This window comes from Pseudarthrobacter polychromogenes, from assembly GCF_014644495.1.
In the GTDB taxonomy this organism is placed as follows: domain Bacteria; phylum Actinomycetota; class Actinomycetes; order Actinomycetales; family Micrococcaceae; genus Arthrobacter; species Arthrobacter polychromogenes.
The window spans coordinates 18,752-34,743 of record NZ_BMKU01000014.1; the positions used below are offsets into that span (position 1 = coordinate 18,752).

Genomic DNA, 15,992 nt, shown 5'->3' on the forward strand with positions numbered 1-15,992 from the left:
ATTGCGCGCGTGTGCGACAACCCGCCTTCGCCCGACCGGGCCCTGCGGCAGTCACCCCTCTGCTAACCCACCGCGCTTGCGCGATTCACCAGGCCTGGTCTGGACGAGCAGGCGTGATTGGTCATGAGGACCGAGCCGATGCCGCGATCGAAGTCAGCTCAGGCCGGGTGCCAGCCGTCGTTCACCTCTCCTTCGATGGGGTGGGTGATGGCCGCGGTCAGGCCGACGATCCGCTCGGCGGGTATCCACAGGCCGATCTCTGTTCCCTGAGGGCCCCTCGACCGCACGGCCATGATCTCTGCGCCCCGTGGCGGCACCGGGGACCGCCGTGTCGGGATGTCCGGGAGTTGCCAAGAGGCGCGCAAGGAACGGCGCCTGAAGGGGCCCGGCGGGATGGTGCCGGGCAGTCTTGCGACGACCGTGAGGACATGGGGCGGTTCGGTCTCTGGATCGGCGCTGGTCAGCAGGCTCGCCACGTAGCCGCGCCCGGCGATCCGGAGCACGTCGATGATCTTCAGGGTCAGCTCGGGCCGCGGCTCGACCCAGCCGGGCACGAGCAGGGTCTGCTCCGCGACCCGGCCGAGCGGGTCTGCCACGCGCACGGTCGCCTGAACCGGCACGGACGGGTCGTCGCGGCGTCCCCAGACCAGCAGCGTCGTGCGCCCGGCCGCGCGCGGCAGCCGCTGCACGACGGGGCCGGCGGTGGCGTCCGCCGGGGTGGACTCGTCCGCCACCCGTGCGGTCGCCTCGAGCGGCTGTACAGGACCGGTGACCGTGCCCAGCGTCACCTGGACCGTATGCGACCCCGCGGGCACTACCCGGTCCGCGGCGGTGGTCGCCGTCCGGACCAGAAGCCCCTTGTTGTCTGCCCCGACCACCTCCGCGACGAGTTCGTCGAGCTGCGGCGCCGCCGGCGGCAGGACGACGGCGGTGACCACGTCCGACGCCGGCGAGACCACGCCGCGCTCGGCGGAGACGGGAACCGTGCGCTCCGGCACGGCGACGGCCCGCAGGTGCCACGGCTCCCACGAGGGCGGCAGGGCACCCGACCAGTCCGCGGTCCAGACCCGCTGGCGGGTGATCGGGTCCAGCCGCGGATCCGCCGTCACCGGATCGAACGCGGCGCCCGCCGGAACCTGGGCCAGGGGCGGTCCCATCGTCAGGTGGTCGCGGGCCGCGAGCTCGGACCGCGTCGCGAACACCTCGAAGGCGGTGACGGGGATCGGCGAGGCTGCCTCGATGGCCACAGTGAGGCTGCCGTCGGTCTGGACGGCGGGCCGGACGAGCGGCGTGGCGGGCCGCCGCAGCCGCGGCGCTGCCACCGCCTGCAGATGGGCGTGCGCGGGCAGGCCGCCGCCCCCGGCCGGCCAGGGCGACTCGACCCCTGTGGTCGTGACGGCAGTGACGAGAAAAAGGTGGATGTCCTCACTCCCCCGGGCGAGGGTCAGATCGGCGGCGGCCGGGACCGCCGGCACCTCAGCGGCCCGGCGGAAGCCGAGGGGGCGCTGGGCGGCGGGCGCGGCGTCGTACAGGTTCCACAGCTGCTGGAGCCGGACGCCGAGCGGGAGTGTCCGGTCCGGCGGGTTGCCGGGCGCGAGCCGCTGGCGCAGAGTGGTCTCTGCGGCCTCCCAGACGACGACCCGGTCCACGTGCGGGCCGGCCAGGCCCGACCAGCCCACCTTCACGTGGGACACGCCCTGCGCGTCAGGGGTGCTGCCCAGCGGCACCCCCGGGGGCAGCGGCGGCGGCGTCGGCACGGCGGGGACCGGGCTGCCCGCGACCGCCATGGCAGGTTGTGCGGGCACGGGCACCCAGATGCTGGGGGCGGCGATGCCGGGTGCGGTCTGCCGGGCCCAGACCTGGACTCCCCAGCGCGAGACCGCCCCGAAGTCCAGGCCGGGCCCGGGCACCGTGAGCCGGTAGGAGCGCGCCTCGCCGCCCTGCTCCGGAGCGCCCCAGCTCGGCGCGACCGAGCCGTCCTCGCGCAGCGGCACCACGCTCCCCGCAGACGCCGTGGCCGCGTCGCCGGTGAACGTGAGGGTGCTGGCCAGCCCGAGGTTCGGCGCCGGCGGGGGCAGCGTCGGCGGCGCCCCGAACGGCGGCGGCGTCGAGCCGGTGGGCATCGGGTAGAACACCGCGCGCAGGTCGATCGCCGCGGGTGTGCGCTGCGTCCACTCTGTGGCCAGGTCCACAGTCAGCAGCGACGGACAAACCGGGGAGCCCGCATACGTGGCCAGGAGCGTGAGATGCGTGAGCCGCGGCGGCGCCACACCCGGCGAGGAGGTGGTCAGCTCCACGTCCTCCCAGCGCGACCAGACGCCGAAGATGTCGCACTGCGCCACCGCGTACCCCCGGTCGACCGACCCGTCGACGGGCAGCTCCTGGTCGCCCTGAACGACCTTTGGCCTGTCCGCGCCGGCCAGGGTGGTGTCGTCGGCGTCGGGGCGGGGGATGGCCCGCGGCTGCGACCCGCCGAGCAGCCGCCCCGGCATCAGGTCCTCGGCAGATCCCCCGCCGTGGCGCCAGCCGGCGAAGGCGTGCGCGACCGGCCCGGACATCGTCGCCAGGCGCGGGCCCGGCCGCCAGCTGACCTCGATCGCCTCGCGGAACGGCCCGTCGGGGAGCGCGGGCGGCAGCAACGCCGCCCGGGCGGCCCGCAGGTCCACGACCGGCGGCACCACCGCGTGCCGCCGCACCGGCGGGATGTACGCGGCCGCCTCGACGCCGTCGCCGAGGACCGAGCGCCGGTAGTGCCCGGTGACGAGGTACTCGAGCTCGCCCTGCCGGTCGGGCATAAGCTGGGCCAGGTCGGCGGCCCGGTAGGCGGTGCCGAAGCCCGTCGCGAGGTTCGCCGCCGGGTCGGTGCCCGCGGCCAGCAGCAGGAGGGCTAGCGGCTTGAGCCGGGCGGTCGCGGGCTGGTCGGCGGCGGTGCCGTCAGCGCGGGAGGGAGGGTCGACAGCGCGCCGGTCCTCGAGCGCGTGCTGGTCCGTCTCGGCGGTCCCGGACGCGTAGAGCGGGCGCAGCTCGGGCAGGAGGAACGTGCGGGTCTCCTCCACCAGCCCGTCGGGGTCCGCGGACATCCACGGCGGGGCGGCCCTGCCGGTCTCAGTCACGGGGTACCAGCCGAGCGGCACCCCGGCCCGGTCGATGCGCTGGGCGGCGGCCTTCGGCGGGGCGGCCGGCGCGACGACGAGGCCCTGCTCGTCGGGAACGTACTCGCCGAGCTCGTGGCCGTCGACCGGCAGGCCGACGCGCTCGAGCGGCTGCCAGTCGTCGGCGTCGACCACCTCCTGCACGGTCTGGATCAGCACCGCGAGCGCGTGCGCATTGACCAGGACGGCGTGGGTGGCCGCACCCGCGCTGGCCGTAAGCGTCACGGTGGGGCTGCCGGCAGGTGCCACGGCGGCGGTGCCGACGGCGCCGGCGGGGTCCAGCCCGGTCCGCAGCAGGAACAACGCGACCGGCCGGGCCGGGTCCTGCACCTGGCACCGGACCTGCACGTGCGCGGCCTCCTCACCGCCCCACCAGACCAGCTCCCCCTCGTCGACGGGGACGCCGATTAGCCCGGCGTTCCGCAGCCGGCGGTCCCGCACCGGCCGGCCCCACACCATGAACGCATCGCGCGGCACGCCCAGGTCTGCGGAGCAACCCCAGGCCAGCCGGGTGTCCGGGCCGCGCTCCTTGAGCCGTTCGAGCAGCGCGTCGTCGATCCCCTCACCGTGCCCGGCCCGCAGCATGCGGCGGGCGATGTCCAGCCAGTCGAGCCGTGCGCCCACGGCCCGGAACTTCCTCACGTCGTGCGTGCGCATCAGAACTCCACTTCCCACGGTGCCCCTGTCAGGGTCACGTCGACGATCGTGACGGCCCGGCCCGGGTCGGCCGCGAGCAGGTCGGGGGCCTGCACCAGTTCGAGGGTCAGGCGCCGGCCGCGCTGCCCCGCGGCCAGCAGCACCATCGCCCGGGTGCCGCCCGGCCCGCGGACCACCCGCCCGACGCTTGCGGCGGCCGCCGGGTCCGGGGGCGCCGCTGCGGGCCGCACGTCCAGCCAGGTCGCCGGGCGGGCGGCCCACCACGCATGCGAGGGGTCGACGGCGTCGGGCGGCGAGCTCAGCTGGACCGGCATGACGCGCTCCCGCACGAGCTGCTCGGAGCACCCGACGACGACGGCGAGCGGCTGCGGCACGGCATCGGCCGACCACCAGACCTGCACCGCCGGCGCGGACGGCGTCTGCGGGACGGGCAGCCCGGCCAGCTGCACGGCGTCGTCCCACTCCCGCCCGGTCGGCCTGTCCGGCAGGCCGGCCAGGGGGGCGGCGTCGCGGACCACGCGGTGATCGATCGGCGCCGGCGCGATCCACGAGGCCAGATGGTCGGGGTCGTCGAAGCGGGAGGTCGTGAAGTTCGCCCGGTGCACCCGCTTCCGCGGCCCGGCGCCGCCGGTCGGCACCGCGTGGATGTCGAGGAGGTAGTCGGTCAGCGGCTCGAGCTCGTATGCCAGGACGATCTCCTCCACCTCCCGGGTGACGTGCTCGGCCCCGATGCACTCGAGGGCGTCCACGAGCTCGCCGACGGCGCGGTCCCACGGCGTGAGCACGACGGCGTTGGCCTTGGGCTGCAGCACCGACCCGGCAGCGAGCACCGCTTCGACCGGCAGCACGAGCGGCTGACCGGGGGCTCCCCCGCCGGGCGGGGCGGGGTGGTGGCCGGAGGCGGCGAGCACGGTCACCTCGAGCCGGTGGTCGTAGGCATCGAACAGCCGGAGCACGTTCTGGGTGGCGAGAGTGACCCGCAGCGGCTCCCGGCAGAACACGCCGGCATCGCCCATGCCCGGGTTGGTGTCGAGCAGCCACGGCCCCAGGTCGATGGGGACCTCGGACGCCGGGGCGGTCGCGAACCGGAAGGTCTGCGTGTGCTCGTCGGCGAAGGACGGCGTCCGCGTCGGCACTGAGTCCCCGGTCTCGACGTCGTATGTCCAGCTCACGGTGACGTCGTAGGTCTGCCCCGGTTCGAGCAGGGCGTGGTCGGAGGGGTCCTGGGCCAGGCCGGTCTCGAGCGCCTCCCGGTCGCGGGAGACGATCGTCTCGTCGTACTCGTGCCGGCGCACCTCGGCCCGGGTGAGGCCGGCGGCGGCGACCACCCAGTAGCGCTGGGCGCGGATCAGCTGGCCGAGTTCCCCGCCCCAGCCGACGACGACGGCGGCCGCACCCTTCGGCAGTTCCTCCCAGCGGATCAGGGCGGGCATCGGCCGGTCGCGGTCGGCCGCCGAAGCCTTCGCCGCCATCCGCCCGGCCAGCTCGACCGGTTCGGCCCAGGGCCCGTCGGGGGCGAGCCAGCGGTCCGGCAGGGGGTTGGCGGGGCCAACCATCGCCGGCCAGTCCACCTCGCGGCGGTCGAGGGTCTCCCCCGTCCCCGATCGGACCTCGATGAGCAGGGTCCGGTGCTTTTCGCGCGGCACGAGCAGCAGCAGGTCGAACGCCGCGAGGTCCTCTCCGAGGGAGAGCGCGACCGCATCGGCGAGCGGGTCGGGTTTCCACCCGGCCTCCTGCCGTGCCCGTTCGACCAGCTCCCGGTCGGCCCTGCTGCCGAAAGTCGCCTCGCCGTCGGTGCGCAAGGGCGAGGCGAGGATGTGTCCCTCGCAGCCCTTGAGCCGGCCGGCCTCGGGGTCGGGGCTGCGCTCGAGCCAGTGCCCAGTGACGTCATTGACGGTGGTACCGGCGGCCAGCAACTCGGCCAGCTCGGCGTAGGTGGCGGCCCCCGCCCCAGCCCAGGTGGTCGGGTCAAGGGGGCCGTTCTCCTCGGCCCAGCGGGCGAACGGATCCTCGGGCGGGGTGCGGTCGGTGGGGCAGGCGACGGCATCGCCGGCCACCTCGGCAGGTGTTCCGCCGGCCAGCAGGTCGGCCGCTACGTCGCCCGTGCGCCACGGTTCGGTGACCCGCAGCTGGCGCCCCGCCGGGGAGGTCCGCAGGAGCCCGTCGGGATCCGGCCAGAGCACCGGGTCGAGCCGCCAGCCGGTGGCGCTTGGCCCGAGCGGTTCGCCCAGGAAGGTCCACAGCTGCGGCTGCGGCGGCGCGGCCGGGCGGCAGACGGTCCCCCAGCGGTGCTCGACCTGCTCCCGCAGCACCTCGCCGTACGTGACGGTGCTCGTGAACGGCGTCGGCAGCCAGTGCAGCAATGCCAGCGCCGGCGGCTCGGCGGTTGACGAACCGGGCGCCGACGCGCTCCACCATACCGACGGCGTCGTGCCCGCGGTGAGGGTGCCGCTGAGGGTGACGCCCGTAACCTTGTAGGCCCACCAGCGTTCCCCGATCCGGCGCCAGGCGCCGGCGCCCGCCGCGCCGGTCGAGCCGAGCGGTGCCTGGCCCAGCACGCTCAGCCCCTCGGCGTCGGGCGCGACCTGGAAGCGGAGCACGGGGACGGCGTCGAGCGGCACGGTCGGCACCTCGCCGTGGACGACTGGGGCCTCCCCCTCGTGCTTTTCCACCTCCGCAGCGTGGCCGACGGTCGAGTCGGCGGGCCGGCCGGCGGTGCCCTCGAGCAGCGCCGGCGTCCGTCCGGCGAGGGACAGGCCGGCGACCAGGTCGCGCACCGGCGGGTCAGGGTCCGGCTCGTGGCCGATGGTGAGCTCGACGCAGCCCTTGACGCTGAAGAAGAAGAAGTCGACCCGGCCGCAGACCTCGCCGTGCACGTACGGGTCGTCACGGGGAACGCCGTCCTGGATCCTGGTGCCGACCATGAGTGTCAGCTCGGCGCTCACGCCGATCGAGACGATGAACAGCCGCAGCTCGCCCCGGACATAGACCTTGCCGGCCAGGAAGAACGGGTCGAAGCCGAGCACGGCGTCGAACCCCGCCGCCGCTTCAACGTACAGCCGGGCGGCCTTGGACCCCATCAGCACGGCCTGGATGTGGAAGCCGGTGGCCACGGACAGGCCGGTCGTGGCCGGCAGGGGCGGAATGGCGATGCCGTCGCCGTGCACCATGAGGTAGCCGGTGCCGGTGAACACGTCGAGCACCTTCACGGTCACCCGGTCGTCGTAGGAGCCGAGGTCGACGAGCCACTTCTCCGGGTTCCGTGCGTCGAAGAACGCGGTGACCGGGACGTGGATGCGCAGGATCCGCTCGATCGCGTAGTCCGCGACGACGCCGACGGTGATCGTGCCGGCGCCGAAGTCGATGTCCAGCACCGCGAGGAAGGTGGCCTCCTGGGTGGAGCCCAGGGCGGGCGGGAGGCTCAGGACGTCCGCCTTCATCACAAGCAGCAGCCGGGGCCCGGGCATTTCGATGAGGATGATGCCCTTGAGGTGCAGGATGAACCCGCCCTCGGTGGTCCCGAGCAGCAGCCCGGCCGCGACGGCGAAGGAGCCGGCCGTGTGTGTCCAGCCGTCCGGGTGCATCACGCTCTTCCGGGGCGGGGCGAGCTGCGCCATGAGCCAGTCCAGCGCCGGGACCCGCGCCGCCGGGTTCTCGAGCCGGGCGTAGTTGACGCCGACCCCGCCGAGCAGCCCGTACAGGGCCAGGCCGGAGTTGCCCAGAGGCAGGGGCGCGGGGAACTCGACCTCTACGCCGATCAAAAGGCCGGTGACGCCGGCCTTGGTCTCGATCGCGAGGGTCGCGGCGGCGCGGATGCTCAGGGGCACGATGGTCAGGTCGAACGCCGCCTTGAACCCGGCGCCGGTGAGTTCGATCGAGCCCGCGCCGTGGACTGTGCCGGGGATGTCGAGCGTAGCGCCGAGCTTGGTCAGCTGCGGGAGCTCGACGGCGTCGAGCCTCGCCCGGACGCGGACCGTGTCGACGGTCACGGGGCCCAGCGGCACGTCGATGCCTGCCTCGACCTCGAGGTAGGTCGGGTTGTCGCGGCTGACGCGGACGCCGAACACGCGCAGGATCTCGTCCAGCGGCGGCGTGGCGACCAGGGAGCCGGGCTGGATATCGAGCTCGTAGCCCCGGGAGGGGTCGAACACCGGGATCGGCACGTATTCGACCTCGGCGCCGGTGCCCCACTCCGACCGGACGCCGACCGCCTTGTAGCGGGTCCGGATCGGCCGGTCCTCCGGCACTCGGATCACGGCCAGGTCGAACCAGAACTGCACCTCCACGTCCAGCAGGACGCTGACCTGCGTGCCGCGGTCGGTGGCGGTCGAGCCGTCCGGCGCGATGATGCCGTCGCTCACCATGACCTCGGCGCCGCGCAGTGTCAGGATGCGGGTCCGCACGAGGCTGCTGGCGCCGAGGGCGACCGAGCCGAGCTGGACGAGGGTCCCGGCCGCCGGGGAGAGGTCGGCGGCGCCGGCGGCGAGGGGGCCCATCACGGTGAGCGCTCCAAGCACGTTGAGGCTGCCGGCGTCGATGCCGGCGTCCGTGTGGCGGCCCTCCCAGAGCCCGTCGAGGTCCGCCTCGAGGGCGCGGAACTCCCCGAACACCTGCCAGGATTCCCGGTCGGTGGCCAGCCGGAGCCGGACCCGGAACGCGCACAGGCCGTCGCCCGGGTTGGGACCGCGCCCGCCCAGCGGCGGCTGGCCGCCCTCGTCGAGCGAGGCCTCGATGGCCGTCTGGACGTCGAACTCGCCCCAGACCTCGAGCCGGACGAACGTCGTCCGGATCAGCTCGACCTCCACGCCGAGGCGGCGGAAGCAGTCCGGCCGGCCGGACGCCGGGGGCTGGGGGTCACGCTGCCCGGGCGGTTGGCTGGCCGGGGGGCGGGACAGCTCGGCGCGGACGGCCTCCGGAGCGGGGGCCGCGGCGGCCCGGGCCCGGGCGAGCCACCACTCCCCCGACGTCTCGGCCGGCGCCGGCGTGGGCGGGTCAAGTGGGGTGTGGTCGCGGGCGTCGGCGTGGCCGTGCGGGGTGCCGGCGGTTGCGGCGTAGCCCAGATCGCGCAGGATGTCGACCGCCGCGTCGAGGCGGCGCCGGCTGAGGTCCAGGTTGTTGGTCCGCTTCGTGGGGGTGTCGTTGCCCTCGTAGGAGGCGTAGCCCTCCACGACGAGCGGGGTGGCGCCGATGTCTGCCTGCCGTGACCGCGCCAGGTCGGTGAAGGCGTCCCCGGCGGGGGCAGCGGTCCGCCCGGACGCGGGTGCCGAGCCGGTGTTGGCCGGGTTGCGCCACCAGGCGTCGGTGGTCTCGCTCGGGAAGGGGTGGTTGAACCGGAAGTAGCAGTCCAGCGTGGTCGGGCGGGCGTCCGCGGGCTGGGTGGGAGTGCCGGCGACCGCCGCGGTGCTGCCGGCCGCCACGGTCACCGTGGCCCTTGTCCCGGTCGAGGCGCCGCCGGGCCTCACCCAGTCGGCAGCAACCTCGGGGTCGAGCCGCACGGTCACGTCGATGGCGGTCTGGGAGACGACGACCATCCGCCCGCGCTCGGGCGTCAGCAGCCGCAGGGCGGCCGGGTTCGCCAGCGCCGGAGCGGCCCCCTCACCGGAGGCAGGCCGCAGCGCACGGAAGGAGACCGGGCCGTGGGAGTGCCCGCCGGCGTCGGTGACCGTGACCCGCAGCTCGACAGTGCCAGCCGCGGGCACCGTCACGGGCAGTCGGTCCCCCGCGACCGTCGGCCCGCCGACGACCTCGATCCTGATGGTGTGCGGGGCCAGCCCGCCCGAGGCGTCGACGAGAAACACGCTCTGGTCCGGTGCCTCGACCGCCGCGCCGGCGACCGCCGCGATGTGCCGCCCGGCCGGGCTGATGAACCGGGCCAGCACCGCCGGGGAGCCGCCGCGGTTGACAACCTCGGCACTGAAGGCGCCCGTCACGCCGTCGTGCACCCCAATCCCGATCCACAGGTCCCGGACACCGGCCGCGACGGCCAGGCCCTCGAGCCCGTCCGGGGCCACGAACAGCCGGACCTCCGGCAGGTGCAGTCCCTGCCACTCGCCGGGGACGGCTCGCGCCCCGGGCGGCAGCCCGGGCGGGTCGGCGAGTGAGGACAGGTCGAGCTCGGCGGTGCGGAACGCGAAGCCGACCGTGTTCCCCGGGCCGATGAGCGCGTGGCCCGGGGCCATGCGGATGAAGGAGTAGATGTCGTCAACAGGGTTGCCCGAGGTCGACGCCGAGCGCAGCCGGGTGCCGACCGTGGCCCCCGCCAGCTGCATGGTCCGGATGACGATGCGCGGCAGGATGAACCGGACCTGCGGGTTGGCGGGGTCGAAGACCAGTTGGCCGCGGGTGTCCAGCATCGCGCCCCGCAGGTAGGGCACGAGCAGCCGGATCCCGGGCACGTCCAGGTCCAGGTGCCAACCGCCGTCCTCCGTGCCGCCCGGGCCGGTCAGGTGGCGGCCGTACGCGATGGTGACCTGGGTGCCGGTGAGCTCGATGGGTGTGGATGACCCGGCCCCGCCCCAGCGCCCGGTCGCGGGGTCAACGCTGACCCCGGCGAGCTGCGGCACGTCCGCCGCGACGGATCGGACGCTCCAGGTGCCATCCACGTCGGTGACCTCGCGCGGCATCAGCCCGGCGGTGTCAATCGCCCTGAGGGCATTCTCCAGCGGATCCAGCGCTCCAGTGTTGCGGACGTCGGACGGGAGATCGTCCCAGAGGCTCATGACAGCGCCGTACGGAGTGAACGGCGATCAGCGGCCGACAGTCCCCCATCGTCATGCGCGCCCGTGTGCAAGCGGACGCTCGTTCGAACCTGGATGAATGTTGGCGTGGTCGGCTGGTGACAGCGTTCCTTTGGTTTGAGATTGGCCATGTCAGCTCCCCGGGCAACCGTGAACGCAACGTAAAGGTAGTGGGACCCTAATGGCGTGAGCGTTACTGCGGCGTTACGTCCAAAGCCAGGTCGTTGACCATAGATCGACGACGACAAAACAAGCAAGGCCAGTCCTCTTCACACGGTCCTGACCCAGATGCTCGGCAGTCATCGGCTGCAGTAGCCGTTCGAGCCGGCTTCAAGCTGGCGAAACCTGCTGCCGAGACTGGAGCCGGTCACGACTGGTACTAGCTCGTGCTGCGTTAAAGGTTCCAGTCGCGGGTGGCGCTCCTCGCTCCCCGCCCAATTCGCTGTCTCATAACCCTCCGCTGGCGACGAGTTCAGGCGGTGAGTGCAACACCTGAATTCTGTGGGGTGTCGTCGATGGGTGGAGGGCTTAGCCCGGCCCCTGGGATTGGGGGGAGGTGTCCCCATGGCCCGCAAGACGTCGATGCCAGAGAATGATGACGGCGCCTCCGCTGGGTGACCCGGACGATTGGTTCGTCCGCCTACAAAAAATGACTGGGGAACTTCATGAAACTTGCAACGCATAAAGCGGCTACTGCTGCGGCTGTACTGGCGCTCGGAGCCAGCACATTCCTGGCGGGCGCGCCTGCTGCCAATGCTTCGGGCACAGGAACCGCGTGCCCGTCAGCCCGCGTGTGCTTCTACTTCAACTCCGACTTCCAGGGCGCACGCGCCGACTACGCCAACAGCGACGCCACCATGGGCAACGAGCTCTTCACCGACGGCCCCGTCGGACGGAACGGATGGGGCGTCCAGGTTAACAACAACGCAGCATCCCTGATCAACAACACGTACGCGTACATCACCATCTACGACAGCCCCGGCTGCGAAGGCTACGCCTGGTACATCCAACCGGGGGAACGTCTCAACCTGGGCGCGATGAAGAACAGAGTCAGCTCAATCCACGTAGCTTACAACGGCGGTGCCTGCCTCAACCGGGACCAGTCCTGGGCCTAGCCTTGGACTGGCCCAGGCTGTAACGCCGGGCCTTCTCCGCGGCGCCAGGGACACTGGCGCTGCGGAGGGGCTTCATAGGAAGCGAGCAGCAGGACAGCGAAAGACAGGCACCCGTTGCTGGGTGTCGGCCACGTCCGGAACAAATGGTGCGGGCCTGGCAAACCCGGATGGCTGTGTGCGCTGGAACCTCCACGTTCGTCCACCACGACTCTGCCGCACCACTGCCCACGTTCGAACTGCGGACTTTATCCCGTCGCCTCCCCCTCAGTCAGGAAACGATGAGGACGAGGCCAGCGTTGAGAAGACCGCCGTCGGATCAGGCCGACGCCGCCGAGGAACTCACTGTTGCTTTCATAGCCGAGCACGACTGCCTGCTCGGATTTTGTTCGCGGTACACGACGGTGACCGGCTCACCGACGGATGGGCGCTGCTCATGATCCACGGGGGCGTTCGCGTAGCGGCTCACGCCGTCGGCCGCCACGTACTCAACCGCGATGTCCGGTTTGATCCCCCTTAGCGTCACTAAAGCAGGTGATGGTCCCGGCGACTTGAACGCCGATGCGGGCGAGCTTTTCGTCGGCGCCAACCTGTTGCTAGCTGGCCACCATCAGGGCGTGCCCTACCAGCATCAACACTCAGGCGAACAACGTTCCAGATATGCAGGTACGGTCCGCTCGGGTGCACACTCTTGGCGGTTTTGTACACACTCGATCTCCTAACGGGCACTTGACCTGGGGAAATACTGTGCCCGAGGTGGGACTCAAACTACATTCCAGGGCTTGGAAACACTGGGAACCCGCGAAAAGATGCGGAATCCTAGCCAGTCCGAAGGCTGTTTGGCTCAGTACGAGACGAAAAGTGTGGACATTGTCCACCCCCCCCTTTCGGGGGCGCTGGAGGACTACCGGGGCACCAGATGCCTGGAAATCTCGGCGGCAGAGTCCAGCAAGTCGACAGTGCCCGCGGCGACTCCGACGACCAGGTCGAAGCCTTCATCCGTGGTGAAGCCATGCCGGTAACCGTTGATCCACAGCAGCAGCACCATGAGCGTCCACGCCGTCCGTTTGTTGCCATCAATGAGTGGATGGAACCGGGCGACCGACTCCAACAAGGCCGCCGCCTTCACCGCCAATTCCGGATAGGCTTCCGCGCCCATGACAGTCGTGGCCGGCCTGGCCAATGCCGAGGCCAACAACCCGACATCACGGAAATGGATGCCGTACCGATCAACTACCTGAAGTGCATCCTCAATGTCCAGGTACGCCGTCACGCGTCCTCAAGGCGCTTCAGCAGATCAGCGTCATGGCTCACAACAAAATCAAGGCCCTGGCTGATTTCGCGCCGGCGCGCGTGGCGCTGCAGAACCAACTCTGCGCCCTGCAACAGAAGCGCGGACTTGGACGTGTGTTCTTCGGCAGCCAACTTCTCCAGCCGCCGATCGAGGTCCTCAGGGACACGGAGATTCATAGCCATATCTCTATGGTACCAAAACGGTACCCGGACTTGATTGGACTGCACGCCCCGCTAATTGGATCAGGCTCACCCGAGCAGGGCCGCGGTGTCTTGGAAAGCTCAGTTGTTTTTCAAGACGCTAGGCTGCTGAACCCCTGCTGACGCTGCCAATAGGCCCACTTCACCGATTCAACCCCTTGAGCCAACGAGCACGCTTCCGGAAGCGGACACGAACGCTTTTCACAACCACATGGGCTTTTCCTTGCTCGACAACGCTGTGTCATGCCCCTGGCCAAGTTGGTTGAGTAACCGGGCCGGGACTGCGACAACCGGGTGGTGCGGGCGCCCGAAGGAATCGCAGAAGCGGTGAAGCAACGAAAATAACCTCGCCGGACTATGCAGGCCCCTCGATGGGATGCCGCTGGAGCCGTTTCGTGCCGGCCGACTCACCAGCGCGGCAGTGCCGGCACCGGACCCTCCGCCTCGATATGCGTGGCATCACCGCGCGCCAGCCACTGGAGCAGACCCTCACGGTCCGACTCCACCCGGAGGGAGCCGTCACCGATGATCCACTGGTCGCGTTCCTCGGTTACCAGGGTCATCCCCGGTGCGTCCTTGGCACACAGCGAGCGCACTGCGGCTTCGAGCGCATCAAGGAGGGAGTCCGGGTCAGCTTCCTCGATGGTCCAGGCGGTATCCAGGTCGTGGTGGTGCACTACGACTTCCGAAATCCGGAGCGCCACGATGGACGTCGCCGCCAGCGGGCTGCCGTTCAAGCCGATCTCCGGGGCTGCGAGGGCGCCCGCCAGCCGCTGGGCCTGCTCGGCGAAGTGCCCGGCCGAGGACCGCAACTCCGCACGCAGCTCTTCCCGTGGCAGTGCGGCCAGGGCGGCGATGGCCTCGGCGCGGGCTTCGGGCGAGACGTACAGCCGACGCTCCTTACCCGTGGCGGCCCACTCGACGAGATGGACCAGCGCACGGCCATTGGCAGCGACGTGCGCAATGACGTCCGCCCTGGACCATCCGTCGCACAGTGACGGGCCGGCCATTTCGTGGTCCGACAGGGACGCGACGGTGGCGAGGAACATGTCGGTTTCCCGGCCGAGGCGGGACAGGTCGGAATGAAGGCGTGCAGGAGTGGTCATTGCGCCAGCCTAGCGGCAGGCGGGTGAGCTGTCATCTATATTTACTCTTCAATGCAAAAGGCTTATTCATTCGAAATAAGTACATAGAAACCCCCGGGCGGAACCCCGGGCAATTGCCTCATATGTCCTGGGTCACACACCTGTCAGGCTGAAAGGAACCCCGAAACGGCTGCTGGCCCAACGTCGTGCCAGCGCATGCAAATCACCTTTGAGAGGAACCGGACATGACACAACCGCACGCGGTTATCGCTGAAAATCCAGAGAAGGAGACCCGCACCGCCAACTGGGTGGCCTTCGTCATCTGCACAGCCCTGCTCTTTGACGGCTACGACCTGGTCATCTACGGCACCGTACTGCCGGGCCTGCTCGCTGACCCCGGCCAGATCGGTAAATTCGACATGGCCACCGCCGGCCTCCTGGGCTCCTGGGCCCTCATCGGAGTCCTGGTCGGTTCCCTGATCTGTGGCGCCGTCGGCGACTTCTTCGGCCGCCGCCGCCTCATGCTCCTTGGCATCGCCTGGTTCTCGGTGGGCATGTTCATCACCGCACTGACCACCACAGTCCCGGCCTTCGGCGCCATGCGTTTCATCACGGGCCTCGGCCTGGGCGTTGTCATCGCCAGTGCCGGCGCCACCATGGCCGAGTTCGCTCCGGCAGGACGCCGCCAGTTCTACAACGCCATCGTGTACTCCGGCGTTCCGGCCGGCGGCGTGGTCGCCTCCATCATGGGCATTATGTTCCATGAGAGCCTCGGCTGGCGTGGACTGTTCATCATCGGCGCACTTCCGCTGGTCATCCTGCTCCCCATCGCATGGCGGAAGCTCCCCGAGTCCCCCCGCTGGCTGTTGTCCCGCGGCCGGGAAGAGGAAGCCCTGGCCGCCGCGGAGCGCACCGGCGTGCCGCTCCTCGAAGAGCGCGTCATCTTGGAGACGGGCGCTGCGCCGCAGAAGTCCGGGTTCGCCGCAGTCTTCTCCAGGCAGTTCGCGCTGGCCTCCGTCCTGCTGGGGCTCATGTCCTTCTGCGGCCTGCTCCTTACCTACGGCCTCAACACCTGGCTGCCCAAGATCATGGAAGGCTACGGCTACGGCCGGACCTACTCCCTGTTCTTCCCGCTGGCACTGAACCTCGGCGCGGTGGCGGGCGGCCTGATTGCCTCCCGCCTGGCTGACAAGAGCGGCCCGCAAAGGGTAATCGCCACTACCTTCGGCCTGGCCACAGTCTCCCTGGTCCTCATGACTTTCAACTTGCCGCTGCCCATGCTTTTCACCTTCATCGCCGTGGCCGGCGTGGGAACGCTTGGCACCCAGGTGCTGATCTACGGCTTCCAGTCCAACTACTTCACCACCAACGCCCGAGCGGCCGGCGTTGCGTGGTGCGCCAGCGTGGGCCGCCTGGGCGGCGTGCTCGGCCCGATCATCGGCGGCTGGCTCGCGGCCGCGGGCATCGGCGGTTCCACGGCCTTCTACATCTACGGCGGCGTTGCGCTCCTGGGAGGCCTGGTGACCGTCATGGTCCCGCACCAGCGCAAGCTGGAGCAAGCCGAGCACCAGGTCGAAAAGATCGCTGGGCACCGCGCCGAAACGGATGCTGCGGCAAAGCAGCCCCAGTAGCGCACAGCGGTCTGCCTTGGACGTCATTGAGTCGAAAGAATGCACTAGTAAGTCTTTTTAGGGTTATTCTTTGAATCAATAGTCGTCCGGGGCAGAGCCTTGGCAGGGCGAATGGGAAGGCATC

The 15,992-nt window shown here is 70.8% G+C and carries 7 protein-coding genes; 2 read left to right on the top strand and 5 right to left on the bottom strand.

Going from position 1 to position 15,992, the window contains the following annotated elements:
- Positions 1 to 158: 158 nt before the first annotated feature.
- Positions 159 to 3,809: a hypothetical protein gene (locus IEX43_RS17585; protein ID WP_188813117.1), complete on the bottom strand. Its 3,651-nt coding sequence runs from the start codon at positions 3,807 to 3,809 to the stop codon at positions 159 to 161.
- Positions 3,809 to 10,528 carry a DUF6603 domain-containing protein gene (locus tag IEX43_RS17590; protein WP_188813119.1) on the bottom strand — a complete coding sequence of 2,240 codons (6,720 nt, stop codon included), beginning with the start codon at positions 10,526 to 10,528 and terminating at the stop codon, positions 3,809 to 3,811. The genes IEX43_RS17585 and IEX43_RS17590 overlap by 1 nt, the downstream gene beginning before the upstream one ends.
- Before the next feature lie 683 nt (positions 10,529 to 11,211).
- Between IEX43_RS17590 and IEX43_RS17595 the strand changes: the two genes are divergently transcribed.
- Positions 11,212 to 11,661: a peptidase inhibitor family I36 protein gene (locus IEX43_RS17595; protein ID WP_188813120.1), complete on the top strand. Its 450-nt coding sequence runs from the start codon at positions 11,212 to 11,214 to the stop codon at positions 11,659 to 11,661.
- Between the two features lie 901 nt (positions 11,662 to 12,562).
- Here IEX43_RS17595 and IEX43_RS17600 read toward each other — a convergent pair.
- The 3 genes from IEX43_RS17600 to IEX43_RS17610 all read right to left on the bottom strand — a co-directional run bounded on the left by IEX43_RS17600 (position 12,563) and on the right by IEX43_RS17610 (position 14,258).
- On the bottom strand, positions 12,563 to 12,931 hold the full coding sequence (locus IEX43_RS17600; RefSeq protein ID WP_188813122.1) for a type II toxin-antitoxin system death-on-curing family toxin: 369 nt from the start codon (positions 12,929 to 12,931) through the stop codon (positions 12,563 to 12,565).
- Positions 12,928 to 13,134, bottom strand: a complete 207-nt coding sequence (locus IEX43_RS17605; protein ID WP_229666518.1) for a ribbon-helix-helix protein, CopG family — start codon at positions 13,132 to 13,134, stop codon at positions 12,928 to 12,930. The genes IEX43_RS17600 and IEX43_RS17605 overlap by 4 nt, the downstream gene beginning before the upstream one ends.
- A 425-nt stretch (positions 13,135 to 13,559) precedes the next feature.
- Positions 13,560 to 14,258, bottom strand: coding sequence for a maleylpyruvate isomerase family mycothiol-dependent enzyme (locus IEX43_RS17610; protein WP_188813124.1), 699 nt, complete (start codon positions 14,256 to 14,258; stop codon positions 13,560 to 13,562).
- A gap of 224 nt (positions 14,259 to 14,482) precedes the next feature.
- Here IEX43_RS17610 and IEX43_RS17615 point away from each other — a divergent pair, with 224 nt between their 5' ends.
- Entirely contained in the window at positions 14,483 to 15,868 is a 1,386-nt protein-coding gene (locus IEX43_RS17615) for an MFS transporter (protein ID WP_188813126.1), read from the top strand.
- Positions 15,869 to 15,992: the final 124 nt, after the last annotated feature.

Bases quoted from the DNA above. Each gene is read 5' to 3' on its own strand.
- IEX43_RS17585 (WP_188813117.1), bottom strand. From the start codon at position 3,809: ATGCGCACGCACGACGTGAGGAAGTTCCGGGCCGTGGGCGCACGGCTC.
- IEX43_RS17590 (WP_188813119.1), bottom strand. From the start codon at position 10,528: ATGAGCCTCTGGGACGATCTCCCGTCCGACGTCCGCAACACTGGAGCG.
- IEX43_RS17595 (WP_188813120.1), top strand. From the start codon at position 11,212: ATGAAACTTGCAACGCATAAAGCGGCTACTGCTGCGGCTGTACTGGCG.
- IEX43_RS17605 (WP_229666518.1), bottom strand. From the start codon at position 13,134: ATGGCTATGAATCTCCGTGTCCCTGAGGACCTCGATCGGCGGCTGGAG.
- IEX43_RS17610 (WP_188813124.1), bottom strand. From the start codon at position 14,258: ATGACCACTCCTGCACGCCTTCATTCCGACCTGTCCCGCCTCGGCCGG.
- IEX43_RS17615 (WP_188813126.1), top strand. From the start codon at position 14,483: ATGACACAACCGCACGCGGTTATCGCTGAAAATCCAGAGAAGGAGACC.